The sequence below is a fragment of the Novosphingobium sp. ERN07 genome, assembly GCF_012641335.1.
GTDB lineage: Bacteria > Pseudomonadota > Alphaproteobacteria > Sphingomonadales > Sphingomonadaceae > Novosphingobium.
In genome coordinates, this window is the sequence record NZ_JABAID010000003.1 from 125,688 (window position 1) to 148,579 (window position 22,892).

Consider the following 22,892-nt stretch of genomic DNA (forward strand, 5'->3'; position numbering starts at 1 on the left):
CGGGGCCTGCCCGTTGCGCCCTAGCCCGAAAAGCCAAGGGCCTCGTCAGGCCAGAAGCGGGAGTCCGGCGTTATGGCCAGTGCAGTTCTTGAAGCAACCGATGCGAAAGCGGTTGCACAGGCATTTATCGCTTCCGCGCCCGGCCTGTGGATCGGCGGGCAGGATGTCCAGGCCGTTGCCGGCGCACGCCGCGATGTGATCGAACCGGCAACGGGCAACGTCATCTGCATGGTGGCCGAAGGCACCGCCCACGATGTCGATCGCGCGGTAAGCGCCGCCCGCGCGGCTTTTGAATCGCCGGAATGGCGGCGGATGAAGCCACTGGCGCGCGAACGCCTGCTGCACCGCCTGGCTGACCTGATCGAGCGTGACGCCGATATCCTTGCCCGGATCGAGGCGACCGATACAGGCAAGATCCTTCCTGCCGCGCGCCATGGCGACGTGGTGATCGCGATGGATTCGCTGCGCTACACCGCGGGCTGGACCACCAAGATCGAAGGCACCACCATCAACCCTTCGTTCTCCTACATTCCCGATGTCACGTTTTCGTCGCGCACGGTGCGTGAACCCGTCGGTGTCGTCGGCCAGATCATTCCGTGGAATTTCCCACTGGTCATGGCGATCTGGAAGATCGCCCCTGCGCTGGCGGCTGGCTGCACCGTTGTGCTCAAGCCTGCCGAGGACACGCCGCTCAGCGCGCTCTACCTTGCGCGCCTCGCGGCAGAGGCAGGCATTCCGGCAGGCGTGCTGAACATCGTCACCGGCGGGCGCGAAGTGGGCGTGGCGCTGGTCGAACACGCCGATGTCGACAAGATCGCCTTTACCGGATCGACCGCAGCCGGGCAGGATATCCAGCGCCGCGCCGCCGGCACGATGAAGCGCCTCAGCCTGGAACTGGGCGGCAAGAGCCCGGTCGTTGTCCTGCCCGATTGCCCGGTGCCGATGGCAGTGGAAGGCGCAGCGGGTGCGATCTTCTTCAACCACGGGCAGGTCTGCACGGCCGGATCGCGCCTGCTGATCCATCGCAGCATCTTTGCGCAAGTGGTCGAAGGCCTTGCCGCAGCAGCCAACGGCATGACGCTGGGGGCGCCTGCCGATGCGCAGGCGCAGATGGGGCCGCTGATTTCGGCCCGCCAGCGTGATCGGGTGAACGGCTATGTCGAAGGCGCGCTGGCCCAGGGCGCACGCCTTGCCGCTGGCGGCTTCGCGCCGGAGGGCGATGGCTTCTTCTATCGCCCGACCGTCATCGCCGATGCAACGCCCGAGATGACGATCTTCCGCGAGGAAGTGTTCGGTCCGGTGGTGATCGCGCTGCCGTTCGATACCGAGGAAGAGGCGCTGCGCCTTGCCAACGACACCTGCTTCGGCCTTGGCGCCAGCGTTTGGACGGGCGATCTTCACGCCGCAAACCGCTTTGCCGCCGGGCTGAAGGCCGGGAATGTCTGGGTCAACGCGCACAACATCCTTGATCCGGCGGTGCCGTTCGGCGGTTGGAAGATGTCCGGCTATGGCCACGAACTGGGGCACAGCGCCATCGACCTCTATACCGAGGTCAAGTCGGTCACGATGCCTGTCCTGTAGTTTGGGCACTCGCGGTTGCTGCGCGATCTGCATAGCGCCTGCGCGGCTTCCGGGGTCAGATGGGCTACAAGATGAGGGAGGACCCGATGGCTACTGCACCCCTTGAGCAGACCCGCCCGATAACCGATGAAGCCGCCGCCGATCCGATGGCGCGGCTGCTTGCCGCCTGCCGCGCCCGCCGCGACGAATTCGGCGAGAAGCAGCAGATCAGCCAGGACGTCGTCCTGCTGATGAAGCAGGCGGGCGTCTATCGCGCCTGCGTTGCAAGATCGCTTGGCGGGGACGAGGTTTCCCCCGCCACGTTCCTGCGCATGATCGAGCGCATCGCACAGGCCGATGGCTCGGCAGGCTGGGTGGCGAGCTTTGGCGTTTCGGCTACCTATCTCGGCTCGCTGCCCATGGCCTCGCTGCAGGAAATGTATGCGAACGGGCCAGATGTCGTCTTCTCCGGCATGATCTTTCCGCCGCAACCGGCAACGCCGGTTGGCGATGCGCTGGAGGTCAGCGGGCGGTGGTCGTGGGGCAGCGGCAGCACGGGTGCGGACTACATCGGCGTCGGCATCAAGGTTGAAGGCGATGCCTCGACCGGCGGGTTGCCGCTCGTCGCCGTGATGCCCGCGCACAAGGCGCAGATCGTGCGCAACTGGAACGTGATCGGCCTCAAGGGCACGGGCAGCCACGATGTCGTGGTCGACAAGGTCATGGTCCCGCGCGAATGGACCTTCGTTCGTGGCAGCAAATCCAACCTTGAAGGCGCGCTGTTCCGCTATCCGGCAATGGCCCTGGCCGCGCAGGTGCTGGCGGTGGTCGCGCTGGGCGTCGGCCGTGCCGCGATCGAGGAATTGATGGACTATGCCATCGGCCGCACTTCGATCACCGGCGCGCCGACACTGGCCAACCGGCCCAACGTGCAGATGGACCTCGCCCGTGCCGAAGCCACGCTGCGTTCGGCCCGTGCCTTCTTCTACGAAACGACCGAGGAAGCCTTCGACGTCCTGCAGCGCGGCGACGATCTGACGCCGAAGCAGATCGCATTGCTGCGCCTTGGGGCCAGCCACGCGGCGCGCGCGGGATCGGATGTTGCCAGCGCGGTCTATCGGATGAGCGGGACAACCGGCATCTTCGAAGGCCATCCCGTGGCGCATTACATGCACGATGCGATGATCGTGCCGCAGCACGCGTTCCTTGCCGATGGCACGTTCGAAAGCGCGGGCAAGGTGTTCTTCGGGCTGACCCCGCCCCCCGGTTTCCCCTGATCAGCAAAAGAGAGCTGCCATGACCGATACCCCCCGCCGCCCCTTGCGCGTCCTGCTGTGCGGAGCCGTGCTGCAGAACTTCTTCGACCTGCCTTCGACCGAGATCGGCAAGGTCTGGCAGGCGACTGGCCAGTTGCTGCGGGGCATCCGCGATCTGCCGGGCGTGTCCATCCTTGGCACGATCGACGATGACGAGACCATGGTCGGCACATCGCCCACCGGCTGGCCCTGGACGTTCTACATCCTGGCCGACATGCCCGATCGCGATACGGTGGTTGCCGCGTGCAACCTGCTACGCACGATCGAGATCGATGGCTATCGCCTGTGGCGCTACATGCGCTTCGAAGCGCGGATCGGCCGCGAGCTCGTGATTCCGGAGCTTTGAGCGATGGCCGCTGACAGCGTCCTGATCACTGGCGGCGCGCGGGGACTGGGCGAGGCACTGGTGCGCGCCTTCCACGCTGCGGGTTGGCGCGTAGCCGTGTCCGACATCGACGGCGAGGCTGCACAGGCCCTTGCGCAAGACCTTGATCCATCGGGTGAAACTGCGCTCGGCCTCGCGCTCGACGTGCGTCAGGCTGCCCAGTTCGAAGCCGCGCGTGATGCCGTGCTTGCGCGCTGGGGCAGTGTCGAGGCGCTGGTCAACAACGCCGTCGTCACCAGGGCGCGGCCCGTGCTCGAGATCGATCCTGACGAGTTCTCCGCCGTGGTCGAGGTGAACCTGCGCGGTACCTTCATCGGTTGTCAGGTGTTCGGGCGGCTGTTCAAGGCGTCGGGCTATGGCCGCATCGTCAATATCGCCTCGCTCGCGGGGCAGAACGGCGGCACTGCCACCGGCGCGCACTATGCCGCGTCCAAGGGGGGCATCATCACGCTGACCAAGGTCTTTGCGCGCGATCTCGGCCCTGCGGGCGTCGCAGTTACGGCGATCGCGCCGGGTCCGCTTGATTCCCCTGCGGTGCACGAACTGGTGCCGCCGGCCCAGCTTGCCGCGCTCGTCGAAACGATCCCCGTGCGCCAGCTCGGGGATACCGCATTCATCGCCCGTACCGCCGTGCACCTTGCCGGCAGGGACGCGGCCTTTGCCAATGGAGCTGTCTGGGATGCAAACGGTGGCCTCTTCATGCGCTGAACCGACGCCACCGTCGCCCAGCTTCCGCGATGCCATGGCATCGCTGGGTGCGGCGGTCAGCGTCATTACCACCGATGGGCCGGCAGGACGTCACGGGATGACCGCCACGGCGGTCTGTTCGCTGTCGGACAGCCCGGCCTCGCTGCTCGTTTGCATCAACCGGAATTCGCGGATGCACGATGTTCTCGCGCAGAACGGGGTTTTCGCGGTGAACGTGCTGGCGGCGGGTCAGGAAGACCTGTCGCGCCTGTTTTCCAACGCGGACCTGCCGATGGCCCAGCGTTTCGCCTCTGCGGGGGATCTTGTGCGTACCGCGGTCGATGTACCCGGCCTTGGCGCTGCACAACTGACGCTGGCCTGCGCCGTCACCATGACGATCGAGGCATCGACCCACAGCGTCGTGCTGGGCGAAGTGCGCGAGATACTGAAGGGCACGGGTGAGGGCGGCCTCGTCTATTTTGGCCGCCGTTACCACGCGCTCGTCTGAGTTCATTCCAGCCCTGGAAATGTCTGAGGCGCCGGGATCACCCCCGGCGCCTCCTTTTTTGCACCCGTTCCGCGATCATTGTGCCGAGTAGACGTCCTTGCCGCCCACCACCGTGCGCAGCACGCGGGTCTGGTGGATCTGTGTCGGAGCCACGGCGAAGATGTCGCGGTCGATCACGATGAAGTCTGCCTGCTTGCCCGGTTCGATCGATCCCGTGATGTGCCCGATGCCAAGCTGCCTGGCCGCATTCGTTGTCAGCATCGTCACCGCATCGGCCACAGAAACGCGCTGGCTGGGCGAAAGCACTTCGGCCGATCCGCCCGGCGCCTGGCGTGTCACCAGCGTTTCGATGGCGACCCATGGCGACATGGACGGGATAACCGGCCAGTCCGATCCCATCACGACACGCGCGCCTGCATCCTGCGCATCGCGCACCGGCGTGAAGCGCTCCATGCGTTTTGGCCCCACGGTGGTGACAACGTCGCGCACGGGCGGGCTCGGAAACCAGAGGTAGGGTGAGAATTCGTAAGTCGCGCCCAGTTGCGCGGCCCGCGCCACGTCCTCGGGCGCAATGAAGTTCGCGTGGGCGATTTCGTGGTGCGGGCCATAGCCGCCATTTGCCTTGCGCGCCGCAGCAATGCCATCGAGTGCGGCCCGGACCGAAGCATCGCCTGCAGCATGGAGCTTCACGGTGAGGCCCACCGCGTCATACCGGGTGATCTTGGCGATGATCGAGGGCGCATCGATGATCAGCGAGCCCTTCTGCCGTTCGGGCCCCAGCGCGTGATCGGCATCCGCATAGGGTTCAAGCATAGCGGCGGTGTGCGCATCGGTCGGCACGCCATCGAGGATCATCTTCACGCAGCCGAGGTCGAGCCTGGGGCGGGCATAGATCTGGCGCTGCGCGATCAGGTCCTGATCGTTGTCCCACATGCAGGTGCGCACGTACTGCACCAGCCGGCCGCGGTCGGCCAGCGCGGCATAGATCTTCGCATTGGCCGAAGCCATCAGCGCTTCTTCATAGGCAGTGATGCCCTGAGCCAGCATTGCGTGCGTGGCGCGGTCCAGCGCGGCGATGCGCTCTTCCTCGCTGGGAGCGGGCACCTTGTTGAGCAGGGCGATGGCAGCGGTTTCGCGCAGCACGCCGGTCGGATTGCCCTTGGCGTCGCGCTCGATCACGCCGCCTGCCGGGTTTGGCGTATCGCGGGTGATCCCCGCTTGCTTGAGCGCGGCGGAATTGACCCACACGCTGTGCAGGCTGATATCGTGCAGCACCACTGGGTTTGCCGGAGCAACCGCGTCGAGCAGTTTTGCCGTCGGCTTTGCCTTGCCCAGTGATGATCCATCCCACTGCCCGCCTTCGATCCATGCTCCGGGCCTGGCCTTGGCCGCGCAGGCCTTGACCGTGGCAATGGCAGTTGCCATCGCGGCGCCTTGCGGGAAGATGCAGTTGTTGGCCTGAAGCCCTGCATCCACGGCGTGAACATGCATGTCGATCAGGCCGGGGAGGACCGTGCGTCCTTCAAGGTCGATCACCTTTGTCGTAGCCGTGCGGTGCTTCGCCAGATCCGCCTTGCTACCGGTCCCCACGATCGTGCTGCCCGAAACCGCGATCGCCTCTTGCCACCCGGCGGGGGTAGAGACATGGCCGTGGACATAAATCACGTCTGCCGGAACCGGTGGTTGATTGCCTACCGCATCCTTGAACTGGGCAGTGGACGGTGCGGCAATCGTCAGCAGCGACGTGGCCAAAAGCGTGAGGCGAAGCGGTTTGCGCATGATCTGGGATCTCGTGTCTTGCAAAAAGGGTCCGGCCACCCCCGTTATGAGGAGTGGCCCGACGGGATCAGAAGCGGGTGCTCAATTCCACGCCATAGGTGCGCGGTACGGCCCAGCGGTCCATCCGTTGGTCGAAGGGGGCAAGGTAGAACGAGAAGTCGCGATAGCGCTTGTCGAACAGGTTGCGGCCGAACACCGCCACGGTCACCTTGTCGTCAGCAAAAGTATAGCCGATCCGCCCATTGACCAGCACATACCCCGGCAGGCGACCGTCAGGCGCATTGCTGGCTTCGTAGTACACGCTGCTGCGATAGGACAGGTCGGACCGGAGTGAGAGCGAGCCATCGCCCACCGGCAAGGTCAGCTGTCCGCCTGCGCTCAGTGACAGCTCGGGTACGAATGGCAGCCGGTTGCCGGCGCAGTTGATGCCCGGGCCGCAGCCGGGGAAGTCGTCATACGTCGCGTCGGTATAGCCAGCGCCGAAGTTCAGCTCCAGTTCGCGCACCGGCTTGGCGGTCACTTCAAGTTCGAAGCCCTTGATCTTGGCAGCGGCGGCATTGCGGATCTGGAAGGCCGCGCCCACCAGCGCGGAAACCTGCAGGTCCTTGTAGTCGGTATAGAACGCCGCCGCATTTACGCGCAGCTTGCGGTCCAGCAGGTCTGCCTTGAACCCCGCTTCGTAACTCCAGGCGTTTTCCGGGCCGAAGCTGATCTGCGTATCGCCGACGATATCGGGATTGTAACCGCCGCTCTTGAAGCCGCGCGCCACGCTGGCATAGACGCGCGCATTTTCTGCAAACTGCCAGGTCACGCTGGCATTGCCCGAAAGGTTTTCATCCTTGCGATGCAACTGGGCGGTCAGGTTCGGCAGCGGCACGAACGACGTGTTGGTCTGCACGAAGTCAAGATCGCGGGTTTCGATGTTGTAGCGTAGACCGCCGCTGATCGTCACGCTGTCGGTCGGTCGCAGGTTGCCGTTGACGAACACGGCATAGGCGTTGGTCCTGAGTGCCGAGGTGCTGGAAATGGACCCGAAGAACGCGCCGGGGCCGGGAGGGCCAAGCGCCACGGTCGAGCGATCTGCATCGGCGTCCTGATAAAGGTAGTAGAGGCCGACGAGGTAATCGAACGAGCCGCCTGCGGGCGAGGCAAGGCGCAGCTCCTGCGTGAACTGGCGCGCGCCATCCTTGAAATCCGATGTCGAAAGCGGGATCGGCCGCGCATCGTTGTCCACGATCAGGCGCGACGTATTGTCGCCATAGGCGCTGATCGAGGTCAGCGTGTAATCGCCCAGGCGCACATCGATGTTGAGGTTGGCCGTCCAGATCTCGCGATCCTGCTGGTTCTGACCGTCCTGCGCCACGGTATAGGGATCGGCGAAAAAGCCCGGCAGGCCGGCAAGTCCGCCCACCGTGTTGTCGGCAATCTGGCCCAGCAGGAGCCGGTCGGACTGCTTGAGCCAGCTGCCGCCCAGCGCCACGTCAACATCGTCGGTCGGCTTGAACAGAAGCCCACCGCGCAGCGACTTGCGATCAAGGTTGTTGAGCTTCTCGTCCGAAAGCAGATTGCGGATATAGCCATCGCGGGTGGCGATGGAACCGGCGATCTTGAACCCCAGCTTGCCCGGCGCCAGCGGCCCTGTCAGGTAGATGCTGCCCTCGGCCTGATCGAGATTGCCATAGGCCGCGCGGCCTTCAATGTGGAAAGCCTCGAGATCGGGCTTGCGGGTGGTGATGTTGATCGCGCCGGCAGTGGTATTGCGGCCGAACAGTGTGCCCTGCGGCCCGCGCAGCACTTCCAGCGTGGCGATATCGGGCAGTTCCTGGTCGAACGAATTGGGACGCACGCCCAGAACGCCATCGACATAGACGCCAAGGCCGCTGTCGAAACCGATGTTGCGCGTCTGCGAGACGATGCCGCGGATGCCGATCGCGCCGATCACCGATCCGCCGCCGTCCTGCGAAAGGTTGGGGACCGAGCTGACCAGATCGCTGACGCGGGCGATGCCGCGCTCCTGCAGGGTCTCGCCGGTCAGCGCAGTGATCGAGATGGGAACCGTCTGCACGTTCTCGGCGCGCTTTCGCGCCACGACAGTGATCGTTTCAAGACCGCTATCGTCCTGCGTCTCTTGAGCCTGCGCAGGCGCGGCGACGACGGCAACAGCACACCCGGCGCACATCAATGCGCTTCGAAAGCCTGATTTCCTCACGGTGATTTCCCCCGGTTTCATTATGATCGGGGCACGATGCATGGCCCTTACACGGCGCGCATCCCCCATTTGCGGGATAGGCGGGCCAAGGCGGTGTACGAAATTCGCGCTGCATTGTCCGGAATCGGAATAAAAGCGGCGCCGGGTACATTTGGCGTATTGGTGCTATCGATGATAACAATCCAGTCTGGCTGAATTGAACGACTCCATGTTGGGTAACTGTCGGGGGATGGCGTTATGGTGCGAGCCGAACTGCTGGCCGATTTTTATGGGGCCGCGATTGATCGCAGCCGGTTGACTGCCGCCCTTGACAGTGTGCGCCTGCGGACCAACGCGATGTCCGCCACGTTCCACCTGTTCGAACGCACGCCAGAGCGTCTGCGCCATCGCTGGCAGTCTTCCTGCTCAAACACGCCGCAAGCTGCCAACCAGATGGCGCTTCTCGATGAGCTCAATCCCCGCACCGTCGCGCACTGCAATCCCGAGATGTCCGGCCCCAGCGTGCTGGAAGATCATTATCTGCCGGACAGCTTCCAGCCCGAAGTGCGCCGATGGCAGGAACAGCTGCGTTCGTTCGGCATGGGGCAGTTCCTTGCCGCCAGGATCACGCTCGATGGCCGGCACGAGGTTGGCGTGGCACTGCATGGCCGCATCGAAGGTGGCCCGCTCGATCCCGAAAGCCGGGACTTCCTGATAGATCTCATGCCCCATGTGCGCGAAGCGGTTGGCCACGTGGTGCGGATGCAGGAACTACGGCAGGGGCAGGGCCACCTGCTGGGTGCGCTGGATCATCTGCGCCAAGCCATCCTGACATGCGATGCCACCGGCCGCATCATCTCGATCAATTCCAGCGCGGTCAGGTTGCTGGGCAAGGCCTGCGAAAGCTACCAGGCGTCGCTCTGCCGTCCGGGGGCGGCCTTGCCGCGATCGCTGATGGCGCGCGTGGTTTCGGGAGAGCGGGTCCTGCGCTGGCAGGGCGGCGCGCGGGAATTGCAGGTCTGCGCAATGCCGTTGGGCATGGCGCAGGCAGGCGATGCGCTGCTCCTCTCGCTTGACTGCGCAAAGGCGCCGGTTGGAACGACGGGCAGCCCCGGCTGGGTGCTTGCCCTTGCCGATCCGGAGGATCCGCCTGCGGTCCACGCCGAAGACCTGGCCCGCAGCTTTGGCATCAGCCATGCCGAGGCGCTGCTGCTGCGCCATCTGGCCCTGGGCGGGGATCTGGGCGAATTTGCCGCCCTGCGCGATGTTTCGATCCACACCGCGCGCTCGCAACTGAAGGCGCTGATGGCAAAGACCGGCGCCTCGCGGCAGGCGGAACTGGTGCGGATGGCGCTCGGCACGCCGGGAGCCGGCATGAGCGACCAGACCTGACCTTAGCTGACCCGGCCTGATCGGCGTCCCTTCTCCTTCCGCCTTTGCCCGGTCCTTGCGCGCACCCTCGCGGCGCCTCGAGATCATGGCTTGACCGCGCGGCGTTATCACTGATAACAACCGATTCGTTACCAGTGATAACGTGCCGTCAGGGCACGCTGGCGGGAGAAAGATCGATGGCATCCGCTGCCCTTTCCGCAGATCATCAGCCTGTGCCTGCGAAGGCCGAACTTGCTGCAATCACGCCGCATGCACTGCTGGAGCGCGCGCGCGCCTTCCGACCGCGCCTGCGCGCGATGGAGGCAGAAGCCGAGCGTCAGGGCCGCCTGCCGCAGGATCTGATGGAGGAACTGGACGGGGCAGGTTTCTTCCGCATTGTCCAGCCGCGCAGCTTCGGCGGGCTCGAATGCGATGTGCCAACCTTCTACAAGGTGATGATGGAACTGGCCCGCGGCAGCACCGATGTCGGCTGGGTCATGGCGCTCGTATCCGGTCAGCCCATGGTTCTCGCACGGTTTCCCGAACAGGCTCAGGCAGAAGCTTATGGCACCACAGGCGAATTCCGAGCCTCGGGCTCGTTCGCCCCTCCCGGAAAGGCCGTGCCCGTCGATGGCGGCTACCGCGTGACCGCCGCCTGGCAGAATGGATCGGGCTGCGATATCTCCACCCACTTCATGCCGCTGGTGATGATCGAGGCACCGGATGGCCCGCAGCCAGCGCAGATCCTGATCGATCGCAAGGATTTTCAGATTGTCGATGACTGGAATGTGATCGGCATGCGCGGAACCGGATCGAAGCGCGTCGTCGTCAACGATCTCTTCGTGCCGGAACATCGCGTGATGCGCTGCCACGGCATGATGCGTGGGGCCGAGCCGCTCGATCTTGCCTGCACCACCAGCGACAACCCGATGTATTCGGCTTCGATCTCTCCCTTCCTCATCAGCCAGACGGCCTGTGTGGCCGTTGGCACGGCAAGGGCCGCACTCGATCACTACGAAGAGATCCTGCGCACGAAGAAGTCGGCCTATCCGCCCTATCATGAAAAGGGCACCGATCCGATCCACCAGCGCAATTATGGCACGGCGTTCCGGCTCGTCTCCACCGCTGAAGCGGCGCTGGTGCAGGCCGGGCACGAATTCATGGATTATGCGCAGGAATGGCAGGCAAGCGGGGTCCCGTTCGATCAGATGCGCGCTTTGCGCCTGCGCTCCATCGCGGTGCAATCGGTCCAGCTGGGCTGGGAAGCATTCCAGCTGATCTTCCACGCGGGCGGAACATCCACGGCCGCGCGTGAAGGCCATCCGTTGACGCGGATCCTGCGCAATTTCAACGTCCTGCGCACGCATGCCGTGCTCCAGCTGGAAGATGCGGCGCACGCTGTCGGCCGCACGACTTTCGCGGTGGCGTCCTGATATGGCCGAGGTTCTGGACAGCGATCTGGCAATGGCGCGGGCGACAGACCTCGTTGCCATGCTCCGTGGGCGAACGATCGGCGCCGAGGAGCTTCTCGATCAGCACCTCGCCCGTGTGGAGCGGTTCAATCCCGCGATAAATGCGGTTGTCACGCTCGATATCGACCGCGCCCGAACCGCTGCGCGCCGTTTCGATGCGCGCGGCGCAGGGGAGGAAAATGGCCTGCTCGGCGGGTTGCCGATGACGGTCAAGGAAACCTGGGGCATGGCGGGCATGCGCACCACGGTGGGCCTGCCGTTCCTTGCAGACAACGTCTCGGCCGAGGATTCCCGGCCCGTTGCCCGCCTGCGCGGCGAAGGCGCGGTAATCTTCGGCAAGACCAACGTGCCGATCGGCGGGGCCGACCATCAGACCGCCAATCCGATCTATGGCCTCACCCGCAACCCCTGGGATCTCTCTCGAACGGTCGGCGGATCGTCGGGCGGGGCCGCTGCAGCGCTTGCCACCGGTCTCACTCCGCTGGAACTTGGCAGCGACATCGGCGGCTCAATCCGCATCCCTGCGCACATGTGCGGCCTGTTCGGCCACAAGGGCAGCTTCGGGCTGATCCCCACGCTTGGCCATGTCCCGCCCATGCCCGAAGTGAAAGTGGAGCCGGAACTCTCGGTGGCTGGGCCGATGGCGCGCAACGCAGCCGATCTGGAACTTGGCCTAGATGCGCTGACCCGCGTCGGCCCCCACGCGCCGCCAAGCCGGCATGAACGCCTAGCCGATTTCCGCATCGCCCTGTGGACCGGGGATCTGCCCTATGCGGCAAGTGCCGAGACGAGCGCGGCAATTGATGATCTGGCGCAGGCGCTCTCAGCCCGGGGGGCGAAGGTATCGACCACGGCTCGCCCGCCATTCGATGCGACGTCGTCGCTTGAAACCTATGTCCGGAGCCTGTTCTCCATCGTGCTGGGCGGCCAGCCCTTCCGCATCGACGAAGCAGAGCGGGCAGAACTGGGCCACGATGCGTTGTGGTACGCCGATGTGCTGGAACAATGCGCCAATGGCAGTGGTCCATCATGGCAGGCGCTGCGCGATGCGCGTGCGGCGCTCAAGGCGGCATGGGCCACATTCTTCCAATCGTGGGACGCAATCGTCTGTCCGGTATTCCCAACCACGGCATTCGAACATGATCTGTCGGGCGAAGGCATCGCTGCGCAAATGCATCGGCGCAGGCTGGTAGATGGTGAAAGCCATGTCTATCTTTCGCAACTGTCGTGGCCAAGCCTTGCGACGGTTGCCGATCTGCCGGCAACTGTCGTGCCTGTGCCGCGAAAGGCCGGAGAGCTTCCTCTGGGGCTGCAGCTGATCGGTCCGTTCATGGAAGATCGCACGACCGTGCGCCTTGCCGCGCTGCTCGAAGCGGAGCTTGACTGCTGCTTCCGTGCTCCGCCGCCGCTCGTCTGAGCTGCGGTAAACACCTGAAATATTTCACGAAGGACAGTTTCCATGGCCAGTCTTGCATCCGAAGCCAGTGCGCGGATGAAGCCCCTTCCACAGCCCGAGCCAGGCCTGACACCTGAGCGTCTGCTGGATCGTGCCCGTGGCTTGCGCCCCTTGCTGCGCGCATCGCAGGCCGAATGCGAGGATGGCGGCCGCGTGCCTCGGAGGGTTGCGGATGCGCTGATCGAAGGCGGCTTCTTCCGCATTGTGCAGCCGCGCCATTTTGGCGGCTATGAATTCGATATCGCAACGTTCTATCGCGTGATCATGGAGATTGCGCGCGGTTGCAGCGAAACCGGGTGGGTCACCTCACTGGTCGGCGGTCACCCCCTGCTGCTGTCACGCTATCCGGCCGAAACACAGGCGGAAATCTATGGTGCGCTGGGCGATTTACGCTGTCCCGGCGCGCTCACCCCGCTGGGCACTGCCGCGCGCGAACCCGGGGGCTACCGTATCACCCACAGCTGGGTTTCGGCTTCGGGCTGTGATCTTGGCACGCACTTCATGGGGCTTGCCCGGGTGGATGGCGACGAGGGCGGAACCTTGGTGCAACTCCTTGTCGATATTGTAGATTGTTCGATCGAGGACGATTGGTTCGTGATGGGAATGCGTGGCACGGGATCGAAGCGTGTGACCGTGACCGACCTGTTCGTGCCGGATCATCGTGCACTGGCCGTGGGCGGCATGGCGCGCGGAGCCGAACCGCTCGATGCCCACGTGCCAATGCACGAAAACCCGATGTATTCAGGGCTCATCGGCCCATTTCTGATTGGCGAGACGGCAGCCGTAGCTGTGGGGGCAGCGCGGGGCGCGCTGGACATTTACGAAGAGCTGCTGCTGACCAAGAAGTCCCTGGCTCCGCCGTTCCTTGAACGCTGCCACGATCCCGTAGCCCAGCAATATTATGGCGAGGCGCTGTCACTGGTGCTGACGGCCGAAGCCGCGATGGTGAAATCGGGCGAGGATTATATGGCCTTTGCCGAAGCAGCCCGCAATAAAGGCACGTCGTTCGACACCGCAAAAGGGCTGCAGTTGACGATGGTTGCCCAGCGCTGCGTCGAACTTTCGTGGCAGGCGATCGATCTGATCTATCGCACGGCGGGCACGACGGCGTCGGCCAAACACGGCATGCCGATAGGCCGCTTCCTGCGCAACATTGCGGTCCTGCGCACGCACCCGGTGCTCCAGCGCGAAAACACGGCAATCCAGATGGCCAAGCTGCGGCTTGTCGATCGTGTCGGCTGAAGCCGTGATCTTTGGAACCGAAGGTGCTGCCCGGATTCTCGGGCAGCATTTCGGCCTGTCCGGCAAGATCACGCCACTGACCGCAGAGCGTGACGAGAATTTCCGTGTCCAGTCGGCACAAGGCCAGTTCGTGCTGAAGGTGTTTGGGCCCGGAACGCCAGAGGATGAGGCGGACATGCTCTGCGCAGTCCTGCGCCATCTTCAGGATCGTGCGCCCAGCCTGCCGGTTCCGCGTCTGGTAGCGGCATCGCCTGCCACGCCGTTCGTCAGGCTGGACGGCGGACGGTTGGCGGTGCTTTACACCTTCCTGCCGGGCACCCCGTTGATGGAGGTACGGCGGAGCATTGCGCAGGCGCAGGCCTGTGGGGCGCTGGCGGCACAGCTTGGTCACGCTTTGCGCGATTTTTCCCATCCCGCCATGCATCGGCGGCTGATCTGGGACCTGCGCCGCCTCCCGGATCTTGCGGCAATCGCAGCGGATCTGCGCCGCGTGCCCTTTGCCGAATTCGTGCTGCCGTTCATCGATCGCTTCGCCAGCGACGTGGCGCCAGCCCTTGATGCGCTGCCGCGCCAGTTCGTGCACAACGATCTCAATGCCCGGAATGTTATCGTTGCTATCCAAAATCACGATCGAATCGCAGGAATCATCGATTTTGGCGACTCGGTTCACACGGCGCGGGTGTGCGATATCGCCGTCGGCATGATCGGCCAGATGGCTGATCGAGATAGTGCCGGGGCGATGATCGAAGCCTTCCTTTCCGGCTACGAATGCATTGCTCCACTTGCTGCAGGCGAGCGCGAGATCCTGCCCCAGCTCGTTGCTGCACGGGTGGTCCAGAACGTCGTCATGACAGCTTTCTATCAGCAGGAAACCGGGGAATCCGGGCACTTTTCCGGCTTTGACGAGACCTATTTCGGGTGGCGCGTGGCCTTCGTGCAGGATCTGATCCGCCGTCACACCTGATAGCGCTGCAGGGCGCAAGGCAAGGGCTGCGTGCCCTGCCCTGTCAGGCAAATCCGCGCATCGTGAAATTTGTTCTTTGCACGAAACAATCGTAATGATACCACTGCTAACAAGCTTCTGATCGTAACAATCAAAAATGATGGATCGGAAGGCGCAGGAACGAGAACGGCTTCTTGGAAAAGAGGGGGGAAACATGTCAGCACAGCATCAAGTGTCACGCCGCAATGCCATGTCTGCGCACCTTGGCGCATCGGCTCTGGCCATGGCCGCAACGTTCGCATCTTCAGCTGCTCTTGCGCAGGACGCCGATCCGGCTGCCGCACAGCAAGGTGCCAAGAGCGCAGAGATCGTCGTCACCGCAACCCTGCGCAACGAACGCCTGCAGGACACGCCGATCGCCATCACGGCCGTCACCGGTGACATGCTGCAGGCACGCAACCAGACCAGCGTCTATGAAATCGCCCGCCAGGCGCCCAGCGTCACGCTCGCCCCGCAAGGGCAGGCCTTCGGGTCGACCATGCTGGCGTTCATCCGCGGCGTCGGCCAGTCCGATTTCATCCCCGCGCTGGAACCGGGTGTCGGCATTTATGTCGATGACGTGTACTATTCGACGCTCACCGGATCGCTCGTCGAACTGCTCGATCTCGATCGCGTCGAAGTGCTGCGCGGTCCGCAGGGCACACTGGCCGGGCGCAATTCCATCGGCGGCGCGGTGAAGATGTTCTCCAAGGCCCCATCGGGCGACAATTCAGGCATGGTGTCCGTTACCGGTGGGGCCTTCAAGCGCTTCGATGCGCGGGCCATGGCCGATTTCACGATCGCGCCGGACAAGCTCTTTGCCCGCGTCTCGGCTGTTTCGCGCAGCCGGGAAGGCTTCGTGAAGCGGATGGACTATGCCTGCACCCATCCCGGATCGGGTGTTTCTGCCGCCCCCAACCTTGGCGATGGTTGCCAGCTTGGTACGCTGGGCGGGCAGTCGCTGGCCGCGGGGCGCATCTATCTGCGCTGGCTGCCGGCAAGCAACCTCGATGTCAGCCTGATCGGTGATCTCACGCGTGATCGTTCGGAGGCGGGCGCCGATGTCCTGCGCTTTGCCAACAATCCGCGCCTGACGATCGATGATGGCAACCCGGCAACGCCGCCGGTGCCGTTCGATTGCCGCTTCGTGCCATATGGGCCAAATTCGTGCGATACGGCGGGGCGCAACCGCTACTGGACCTATTCGACATTCACCGACACGCGCGCACCCACGGGGCAGGACCCCTATACCCCGTTCAGCATCCCCATCGTGTCGCACCTGGACAGTTATGGCATCTCGGGCAACGTGAAATGGGACGTGTCGGACAACCTGCAGGTCCGCTCGATCACCGCATACCGCGATTACACGGCCACCTTTGCCGAAGACGCCGATGGCAGCCCGGTAATGAACCAGCTGGCGCTGCAGAAGCTGAAGAACTGGCAGTTCAGCCAGGAACTGCGCGCCAATGCCCGGCTGATGGACGGCAAGCTGAACCTGACGGCAGGCGCCTTCCACTTCCGCGGCACGGCAACCTTTGCCGCGCGGCTTGCCCTCACGTACGTTGGCCTGAACTTCAACCAGGGGCCAGAGGATAGCACCAGCAAATCGACCGCGCTGTTCCTCAATGGCGATTACCAGCTGACCGATGCCCTGCGCCTGTCCGGCGGCATCCGCCATACCTGGGACCGCAAGACGCAGGAATACTTCCGCTCCAACCCGGATGGCACGATCCCCGCCACGCCCTGTCTTCCAGGCCGCGCGCCCTTCGATCCGGCCAATGCGCCCAACTGCGCGCTGCTTGGCCTGAATGGCCTGACGGACGGTTACGAAGGCAAGCGCTTCGATTGGCGCGTGGCGCTGGACTATCGCTTCTCCGACGAAGTGCTGGTCTATGGCCAGGTGTCGACCGGATATCGCGCCGGTGGCGTCAACCCGCGCCCGTTCTTTGCACCGGGCACGATCCTGCCGGTCGCCAACGGGCAGATCGATCCGTTCAATGGCGTGCCCTTCGATGTGGGTCAGCTCAAGTCGTTCAAGCCAGAGACCATCACTTCCTATGAAATCGGGTTCAAGACCGATCTGTTCGATCGCCGCGTGCGCTTCAACGTTGCGGGTTTCGTCAATGATTACAAGGACATCATCCTTAATGTCCTGGCCTGCCCGATTGCCCCGTGCTTCCAGCCCAACAACGCCGGTACTGCCAAGGTAAAGGGCGTGGAGGTGGAGATTTCCGCCTATCCGACTGATCGCCTGTCGCTCGATCTTTCGGGTAGCTACCTTGATTTCAAGTACCGGCGGACCGATCCAGCCACGTTCATCGCGCTCAACATGGTCACCCCGTTCACTCCGAAATGGAAGGGCGCTGCCGGTATCCAGTACGATATTCTCGATGGCGATGCCGGGTTGCTCAGCCTGCGCGCGGACGGATCGTACCAGAGCCATGTCTTTACCGAAGCGCTCAACGGGCCCACAAACCGGATCGAAGGGTACTTTCTTGCCACGGCCCGCCTTTCCTGGAAGTCGAAAGACCGGAACTGGGGGCTGGCACTGGAAGTTACCAACCTCGGAAACCGCTATTACGAAAACACGCGTTTCGATCAGGCGCAGCAGTCGGGGCTCACTTCGGTATCGCCCGGCGCACCACGACAGTGGGCAGTGACGCTGACGCGCAACTTCTGATCGATAGAAGGCCCGGCAAGTCGATGAATCGTGATACATCCAATCTTCTTGCCCGGCGCGAACGTGTGCTTTCGCCCAGCTACCGGCTGTTCTACGAGCAGCCGGTTCATGCGGTGCGCGCGCAAGGGTGCTGGATCGAAGACGCGGATGGCCAGCACTACCTCGATGCCTACAACAACGTACCCGTGGCTGGGCACTGCCACCCGCGGATCGTCACGGCGATGGCGCGGCAGGGCGATGTGCTGAACACGCACACCCGCTACCTGACCGAACACCCGATCCTTCTGGCAGAGCGGCTCCTGGCCACACTTCCCGATGCCCTGGGCAAGGTGATCCTCACCAATTCTGGCAGCGAAGCCAATGATCTGGCGATCCGGATCAGCCGCATGGTGACAGGCAGGCGCGGCGTGATCGTCACCGATTGCGCCTATCATGGTACGTCCGATCTCTTGCAGGGCATGTCGCCGGTCACCGGGTTGCCTCTAGGGCCGGATGTTCATTCGATCACCATGCCACTTGCGCCGGAGGGGCCTGAGCAGTTCGCAGCACTTGTTGGCGAGGCGATTGCGCGGATGGAAGCCGATGGCATTCGCCCGGCAGCGCTGCTCGTCGATACGATCTTTGGCAGTGATGGCGCGATTGCGGATCCGCCGGGCTTCCTGGCGGGCGGGGTGGATGCCATTCGGAAGGCAGGCGGCATGTTCATCGCCGATGAGGTCCAGCCGGGCTTTGGCCGCACTGGCGCAGGCATGTGGGGCTTTGCGCGGCATGGCATCGTGCCGGACATGGTCACCACCGGCAAGCCGATGGGCAACGGACAGCCTGTGGCGGCGTTGGTGATGCGCGATGTGCTGGCGCTGGAATTCGCCAAAATGCAGCGGTATTTCAATACCTTTGGCGGAAGCTCCGTTTCATGCGCGGCTGCACTTGCCACGCTTGCCGTGATCGAGGACGAAGGGCTGATCGCCAATGCCGCGCGGATCGGGCAGCACCTGATGGCCGGGCTTGCTCCCATGATCGAAGCGTCACCGGCGCTGACGGGGCTGCGCGGCGCGGGGCTGTTCATCGGGGTCCAGACCGTTTCTGGCGATATTGCGGCCGCAATCGTCAATGCCATGCGGCGTGGCGGCGTGTTGATCGGAGCAGCGGGCCGCAGCAATGCCGTGCTGAAGATACGGCCGCCGCTTCCGATCAATGTGGCCGAGGCCGATCATCTGCTCGAAGCCTTCGCGCGGGCACTGGCCGAAGTTGAAGTTTCCAACCTGTGAGGACCAAAATGAAAATCCTGCATATCGACAGTTCAACCACCGGCCCGGATTCGGTCAGCCGCGAACTTACCGCGGCAATCGTGGCGCATCTGGCCGCTAAGACACCTGGCGCAGAAGTGGAACGCCTTGATCTGGTGGCAAATCCCGTTGCCCATCTCGACGAGGTGACGACGGGTGCACTACGCCTGCCGCCCGATGCGCAAAGCGATGCGATGAAGGCGGCGGCTCCGGCCGAACTGGCCTATCTGCAGCAGTTCATGGGCGCAGACGTGGCCGTGATCGGTGCGCCGATGTACAACTTCACCGTGCCATCGCAGCTCAAGGCATGGATTGACCGGCTGGGCGTGCCCGGCGTTTCGTTCACCTATTCCGAAGCCGGACCGAAGGGCCTTGCCGGCAACACCCGCGTGATCATCGCTTCCACGCAGGGCGGCATGTACGAAGCGGGCGATGTAGCAGAGCATCAGGAAAGCCTGCTTCGCGTGTTCTTCGGCTTCATTGGCGTGACGGACCTGACGATCGTGCGGGCAGACAAGATCGGCTTTGGCCCTGAAATGCGGGCTGCATCGGTTGCCGCAGCGAAGGCGGAAATCGCGGCACTTTGATCATTGCGGGGAAGGGTGGTGGCCATCCTTCCCCGTTCTGCCCTGCCGATATAGGCAGAATACCGGGTTACTTGCGATGTTTCTGGTGCTAACCCGCGCCCCGCTGGTGGCCGCTTTCTTTACGGCCATGGCGTAACGAGGCGTTGATGGACCGCAAGAGCAAGGAACTGGACCGGAAGGCAACCCTGACGCGAGAGACGATCGTCGAAGCGGGGCTGGGGTTGCTGAACGAGATCGGCCTCGACAAGCTGACCACGCGGCGGCTGGGCGATCACCTTGGCGTGGAAGGGCCTGCGCTCTATCGTCATTTTCCCAGCAAGTCCGTGCTGCTAGACCATATGGCCGCGGCGATCCTGCTGCCTGTCCTGCGCGCGCCGCACCCGGGAGAGCCGTGGGACGAATGGCTGCGCGCGGTGGCGACCAGAAGCTACGAGGTCGTGCTCGATTACCGCGACGGTGCCAGGCTTGTGGCGGCTTCGCTACCGACCGAACCGCGTGATCTGCTCTCAAAGCCGTTGCGCGAAGCGGGATTTTCGGAAGAACACGCGATCTACGGCTCGAAGCTGATCACGCGCTTCATGGTCGGCTGGCAACTGCACGAGGATAGCGAACGGCAGCGCGCCGATCGGCCCACGGAAAGCTATGACCACGATCAGGCGTTCCGGTTTGCGCTGGATGCGCTGATCAACGGCCTGCGGCTGGCACTGGCGCGGACAATGGCCCGGAAGATCGAGACCATCGGCGACGTCTGATCCGCCTGCATCCCTGTGGGGACGCTGGAACGCCAAGAACAAAAATGGAGTGTTTCCCCGGGGAAACACTCCAAATAGGTTATCTGATCTGAGCTGATCAGATATGGGCGATCAGGGTGCCGACGCAATGCGCAACCGGCACCCCTTTCTCATCCGGGCCTCAGCGGCTTGCGCCGAAGGGAATGCGCAAGGTGGCGCCATAGGTTGCCGGCGGAGCGTAGATCGAGGTCACGCCAAGGATGCCAAGGTTGAGCGCGTAGGCGCGATAGGCCTTGTTGAACACGTTGCGGCCCCAGGCGGTAAGCGAGATGCCGGTGTCCTCGTGGCGATAGGTCAACGATGCGTTGGTGACGTTGTAGGCCTTCTGCAGCGAACCAAGACCGTTCGTCACTTCAAGGAACTGGTCATCGTACCAGACGCCATCGACCTGCACGGCAACATTGCCGCCCGCGACATCGCGATTGTAGCGCAGCAGGTAGTTGAAGCTGAAGCGCGGGGCGTTGGGCAGTTCGGCCTTGGTGATGTTCGCCTGCGGGAAATCGCAACGGAACACGCCGCCCAGATTGGTGCAGTACTGCGTATCAGGTGCGCCGGGGAAGAATTCCGGACCGAACTGAACGCCAGTGGCGGGGATGCTGTCCACCGACGAGGTTTCGTAGGTTGCACCGAACACCGCATCGAAGTTGCGTGAGGGCGAAAGGAACGCTTCGAGTTCCGCGCCCGTTGCGTGCGCATCGCTGTTGTAGACCTTCGGCACACCACCGGCGAGCGAGAAGGCCTGATAATCGTCGTAGATATAGTGATAGACAGTGCCGTTGAGGCGCATCTTGCCGCCCATCAGCGTGGTCTTGAAGCCGCCTTCGAAGCTGTTGAGCGTTTCGGGGCGATGGCGGAAGTCCTGCGGAGCAATGTTCGATGACAGCGACCAGTTGCCGCCCTTTATGCCGCGGTTCCACGATACGAACAGTAGCGTGTCCGGGTTTGCCTGGTAATTCAGCGAAACGCGTGCCGCCCAATCACCATAGTGATCTTCGTCAGCACCCGGAACCACTGCGGCCAAGTCCTTGCCAGTGAACAGCAGCTTCGGGTTGGGCTGCGGGGCGTAGGTCGGATCGATCAGGATGTTCTTGTAATCGATCTTTTTATTGTCCTTCGAGTAGCGCCCGCCCACGGTCAGCGTCAGCTGATCGGTGAAGCGGAAGTCGCCCTGCGCGAAGATCGACCAGTTCTTCGAATCCAGCACGTACTGCTGATCGACCTTGGGCAGCGAGAAGCCACCATTGCCGGCAACGGCAAGATCGAGGATCGGCGCGCCGGTGACGGCGTGCGAGCCATCGTACTTCATGTCGAGGTAATAGCCGCCGACCTGCCACTTGAGCATGCCGGTTTCGCCCGAGAGGCGCAGTTCCTGCGAGAACTGGTCAAAGTTCACACGGGAATCGACGTTCACGATGGTGAAGGGCAAGGCATCGCCATCCTCGGCGTAGGTCTTGTCCATCTTCAGGTAGTTGGTGATCGAGGTGAGTTCCACGCCGCCCAGATCCCAGTCGAGCTGGGCCTGGTAGCTGTTCATCACGCGATCGAGGCGGCCGGGGCGTTCGCCGAAGTGCTCCCACGGGCTGGCCTTTTCAGCGGTCACGCCATTGATGACGCCGTTCTGGCTGTCGCTGAGGCCGGCAGCGTTTGTGTCACAATAGCCGTTGCTGAGGTATTCGCAGTTCTCGAACACGTAGCCGCCGGTGGCGACGTTGTTGTCTTCCGAATGCTTGTACCACAGGCTGAGCGTGGCCGAAGGCGCAAGGTCGAACTGCAGGTTGGCGCGCGCCGCCCAGCCGTTCTTGCCGCCAAGGTCCTGCCCGCTGCCCGGCGCAATGAGCGCGCCGTTGGAATCGAGCGTGTCGCGCGACTTGATGTAGCCATCAGCCTTTTCGACACGGCCGGCAACACGAAGGCGCACGCCCTGTGCAAGCGCACCGCCAGCAGCGGCTTCCAGCGACCACGAATTGAAGCGGCCATATTCGCCCTGGGCGTAGCCGTTGAAATCGTCCTTGCTGGCATCTTCGCTGAGGTAGTGGATCAGGCCGCCGGTGGCGTTGCGGCCAAACAGCGTCCCCTGCGGTCCGCGCAGAACCTCGACGCGCTTGATGTCAAACAGCTGGCCGGCAACCGCGTTCATCGAGGCGATATAGGCGTTGTCCTGATAGACCGCGACCGGCGCTTCGAGGTTATCGGTGAAGTTGTTCTGCGAGATGCCGCGCAGGCTGAAGATGGTGAGGTTCGGCGACCAGGCATTCACGCGCAGCGACGGAATCTGCTGGGTGATCTGGGTTGTCTCGGTGATGCCGAGACGATCGATCTGCTCACCCGAGAAGGCGCTGACCGAGATCGCAACCTTCTGCAGGCTTTCGTTGCGCTTGTTGGCGGTGACCACGATCGCATCGGCAAGGCCGCCGCTCTCACCCGATTCGGCCTGGGCATTCTGGTCTTGCGGCTGGGCCTCTTGCGCGAAGGCGGCAGACGCTGCGGCGAGGGCCGCGGTGGATAGCATAAGCGCGGCAATTCGCGCGGATTTCTGAGTACGTTTCATCGTGACTTTCTCCCCGATTGCACGACGGCGTCTCCCTCTCACGCGCTTGGTGTC

Annotated in this window: 17 protein-coding genes; 14 read left to right on the forward strand and 3 right to left on the reverse strand. The window is 63.6% G+C overall.

The annotated features are described in order from the left end of the window. Positions 1 to 72 precede the first annotated feature (72 nt). The 5 genes from HGI47_RS06070 to HGI47_RS06090 all read left to right on the forward strand — a co-directional run bounded on the left by HGI47_RS06070 (position 73) and on the right by HGI47_RS06090 (position 4,456). A complete protein-coding gene (locus tag HGI47_RS06070) occupies positions 73 to 1,581 on the forward strand; it encodes an aldehyde dehydrogenase (RefSeq protein ID WP_168851935.1) in 1,509 nt (502 codons plus the stop codon). 86 nt (positions 1,582 to 1,667) lie between these two features. Continuing rightward, complete coding sequence (locus HGI47_RS06075) at positions 1,668 to 2,837, forward strand: acyl-CoA dehydrogenase family protein (RefSeq protein WP_168851936.1); 1,170 nt, start codon at positions 1,668 to 1,670, stop codon at positions 2,835 to 2,837. A 19-nt stretch (positions 2,838 to 2,856) separates the two neighbouring features. Continuing rightward, positions 2,857 to 3,222, forward strand: coding sequence for a hypothetical protein (locus HGI47_RS06080; RefSeq protein WP_168851937.1), 366 nt, complete (start codon positions 2,857 to 2,859; stop codon positions 3,220 to 3,222). A 3-nt stretch (positions 3,223 to 3,225) separates the two neighbouring features. Next, positions 3,226 to 3,969 carry an SDR family NAD(P)-dependent oxidoreductase gene (locus tag HGI47_RS06085; RefSeq protein WP_168851938.1) on the forward strand — a complete coding sequence of 248 codons (744 nt, stop codon included), beginning with the start codon at positions 3,226 to 3,228 and terminating at the stop codon, positions 3,967 to 3,969. Next, positions 3,941 to 4,456 carry a flavin reductase family protein gene (locus HGI47_RS06090; protein ID WP_206066029.1) on the forward strand — a complete coding sequence of 172 codons (516 nt, stop codon included), beginning with the start codon at positions 3,941 to 3,943 and terminating at the stop codon, positions 4,454 to 4,456. The genes HGI47_RS06085 and HGI47_RS06090 overlap by 29 nt, the downstream gene beginning before the upstream one ends. A 75-nt stretch (positions 4,457 to 4,531) precedes the next feature. Here HGI47_RS06090 and HGI47_RS06095 read toward each other — a convergent pair whose 3' ends face one another. Both HGI47_RS06095 and HGI47_RS06100 read right to left on the reverse strand, forming a co-directional pair. Next, on the reverse strand, positions 4,532 to 6,235 hold the full coding sequence (locus HGI47_RS06095) for an amidohydrolase (RefSeq protein ID WP_168851939.1): 1,704 nt from the start codon (positions 6,233 to 6,235) through the stop codon (positions 4,532 to 4,534). A 67-nt stretch (positions 6,236 to 6,302) separates the two neighbouring features. Next, positions 6,303 to 8,444: a TonB-dependent receptor gene (locus HGI47_RS06100; protein WP_206066030.1), complete on the reverse strand. Its 2,142-nt coding sequence runs from the start codon at positions 8,442 to 8,444 to the stop codon at positions 6,303 to 6,305. Positions 8,445 to 8,681: 237 nt separating this feature from the next. Between HGI47_RS06100 and HGI47_RS06105 the strand changes: the two genes are divergently transcribed. From HGI47_RS06105 to HGI47_RS06145, 9 genes are all read left to right on the forward strand, one after another. Next, entirely contained in the window at positions 8,682 to 9,815 is a 1,134-nt protein-coding gene (locus HGI47_RS06105; RefSeq protein ID WP_168851941.1) for a hypothetical protein, read from the forward strand. A 176-nt stretch (positions 9,816 to 9,991) separates the two neighbouring features. After that, positions 9,992 to 11,227: an acyl-CoA dehydrogenase family protein gene (locus tag HGI47_RS06110; RefSeq protein WP_168851942.1), complete on the forward strand. Its 1,236-nt coding sequence runs from the start codon at positions 9,992 to 9,994 to the stop codon at positions 11,225 to 11,227. A gap of 1 nt (position 11,228) precedes the next feature. Next, positions 11,229 to 12,683 (forward strand): amidase family protein, encoded by a 1,455-nt coding sequence (locus HGI47_RS06115; RefSeq protein WP_168851943.1) that lies wholly within the window; start codon positions 11,229 to 11,231, stop codon positions 12,681 to 12,683. 42 nt (positions 12,684 to 12,725) lie between these two features. Continuing rightward, on the forward strand, positions 12,726 to 13,964 hold the full coding sequence (locus tag HGI47_RS06120) for an acyl-CoA dehydrogenase family protein (RefSeq protein WP_168851944.1): 1,239 nt from the start codon (positions 12,726 to 12,728) through the stop codon (positions 13,962 to 13,964). Continuing rightward, the gene (locus HGI47_RS06125; protein ID WP_168851945.1) at positions 13,954 to 14,928 is read left to right on the forward strand and encodes a phosphotransferase; all 975 of its coding nucleotides are present in this window, start codon (positions 13,954 to 13,956) and stop codon (positions 14,926 to 14,928) included. The genes HGI47_RS06120 and HGI47_RS06125 overlap by 11 nt, the downstream gene beginning before the upstream one ends. Positions 14,929 to 15,121: 193 nt before the next feature. Continuing rightward, positions 15,122 to 17,626 (forward strand): TonB-dependent receptor, encoded by a 2,505-nt coding sequence (locus HGI47_RS06130; protein WP_240950022.1) that lies wholly within the window; start codon positions 15,122 to 15,124, stop codon positions 17,624 to 17,626. A gap of 23 nt (positions 17,627 to 17,649) precedes the next feature. Further along, positions 17,650 to 18,894, forward strand: coding sequence for an aspartate aminotransferase family protein (locus tag HGI47_RS06135; RefSeq protein ID WP_168851946.1), 1,245 nt, complete (start codon positions 17,650 to 17,652; stop codon positions 18,892 to 18,894). Between the two features lie 8 nt (positions 18,895 to 18,902). Continuing rightward, on the forward strand, positions 18,903 to 19,499 hold the full coding sequence (locus HGI47_RS06140) for an FMN-dependent NADH-azoreductase (protein ID WP_168851947.1): 597 nt from the start codon (positions 18,903 to 18,905) through the stop codon (positions 19,497 to 19,499). A gap of 146 nt (positions 19,500 to 19,645) precedes the next feature. After that, a complete protein-coding gene (locus HGI47_RS06145; RefSeq protein WP_168851948.1) occupies positions 19,646 to 20,251 on the forward strand; it encodes a TetR/AcrR family transcriptional regulator C-terminal domain-containing protein in 606 nt (201 codons plus the stop codon). Positions 20,252 to 20,411: 160 nt separating this feature from the next. Here HGI47_RS06145 and HGI47_RS06150 read toward each other — a convergent pair whose 3' ends face one another. Beyond that, positions 20,412 to 22,838: a TonB-dependent receptor gene (locus HGI47_RS06150; RefSeq protein WP_206066031.1), complete on the reverse strand. Its 2,427-nt coding sequence runs from the start codon at positions 22,836 to 22,838 to the stop codon at positions 20,412 to 20,414. Between the last annotated feature and the right edge of the window lie 54 nt (positions 22,839 to 22,892).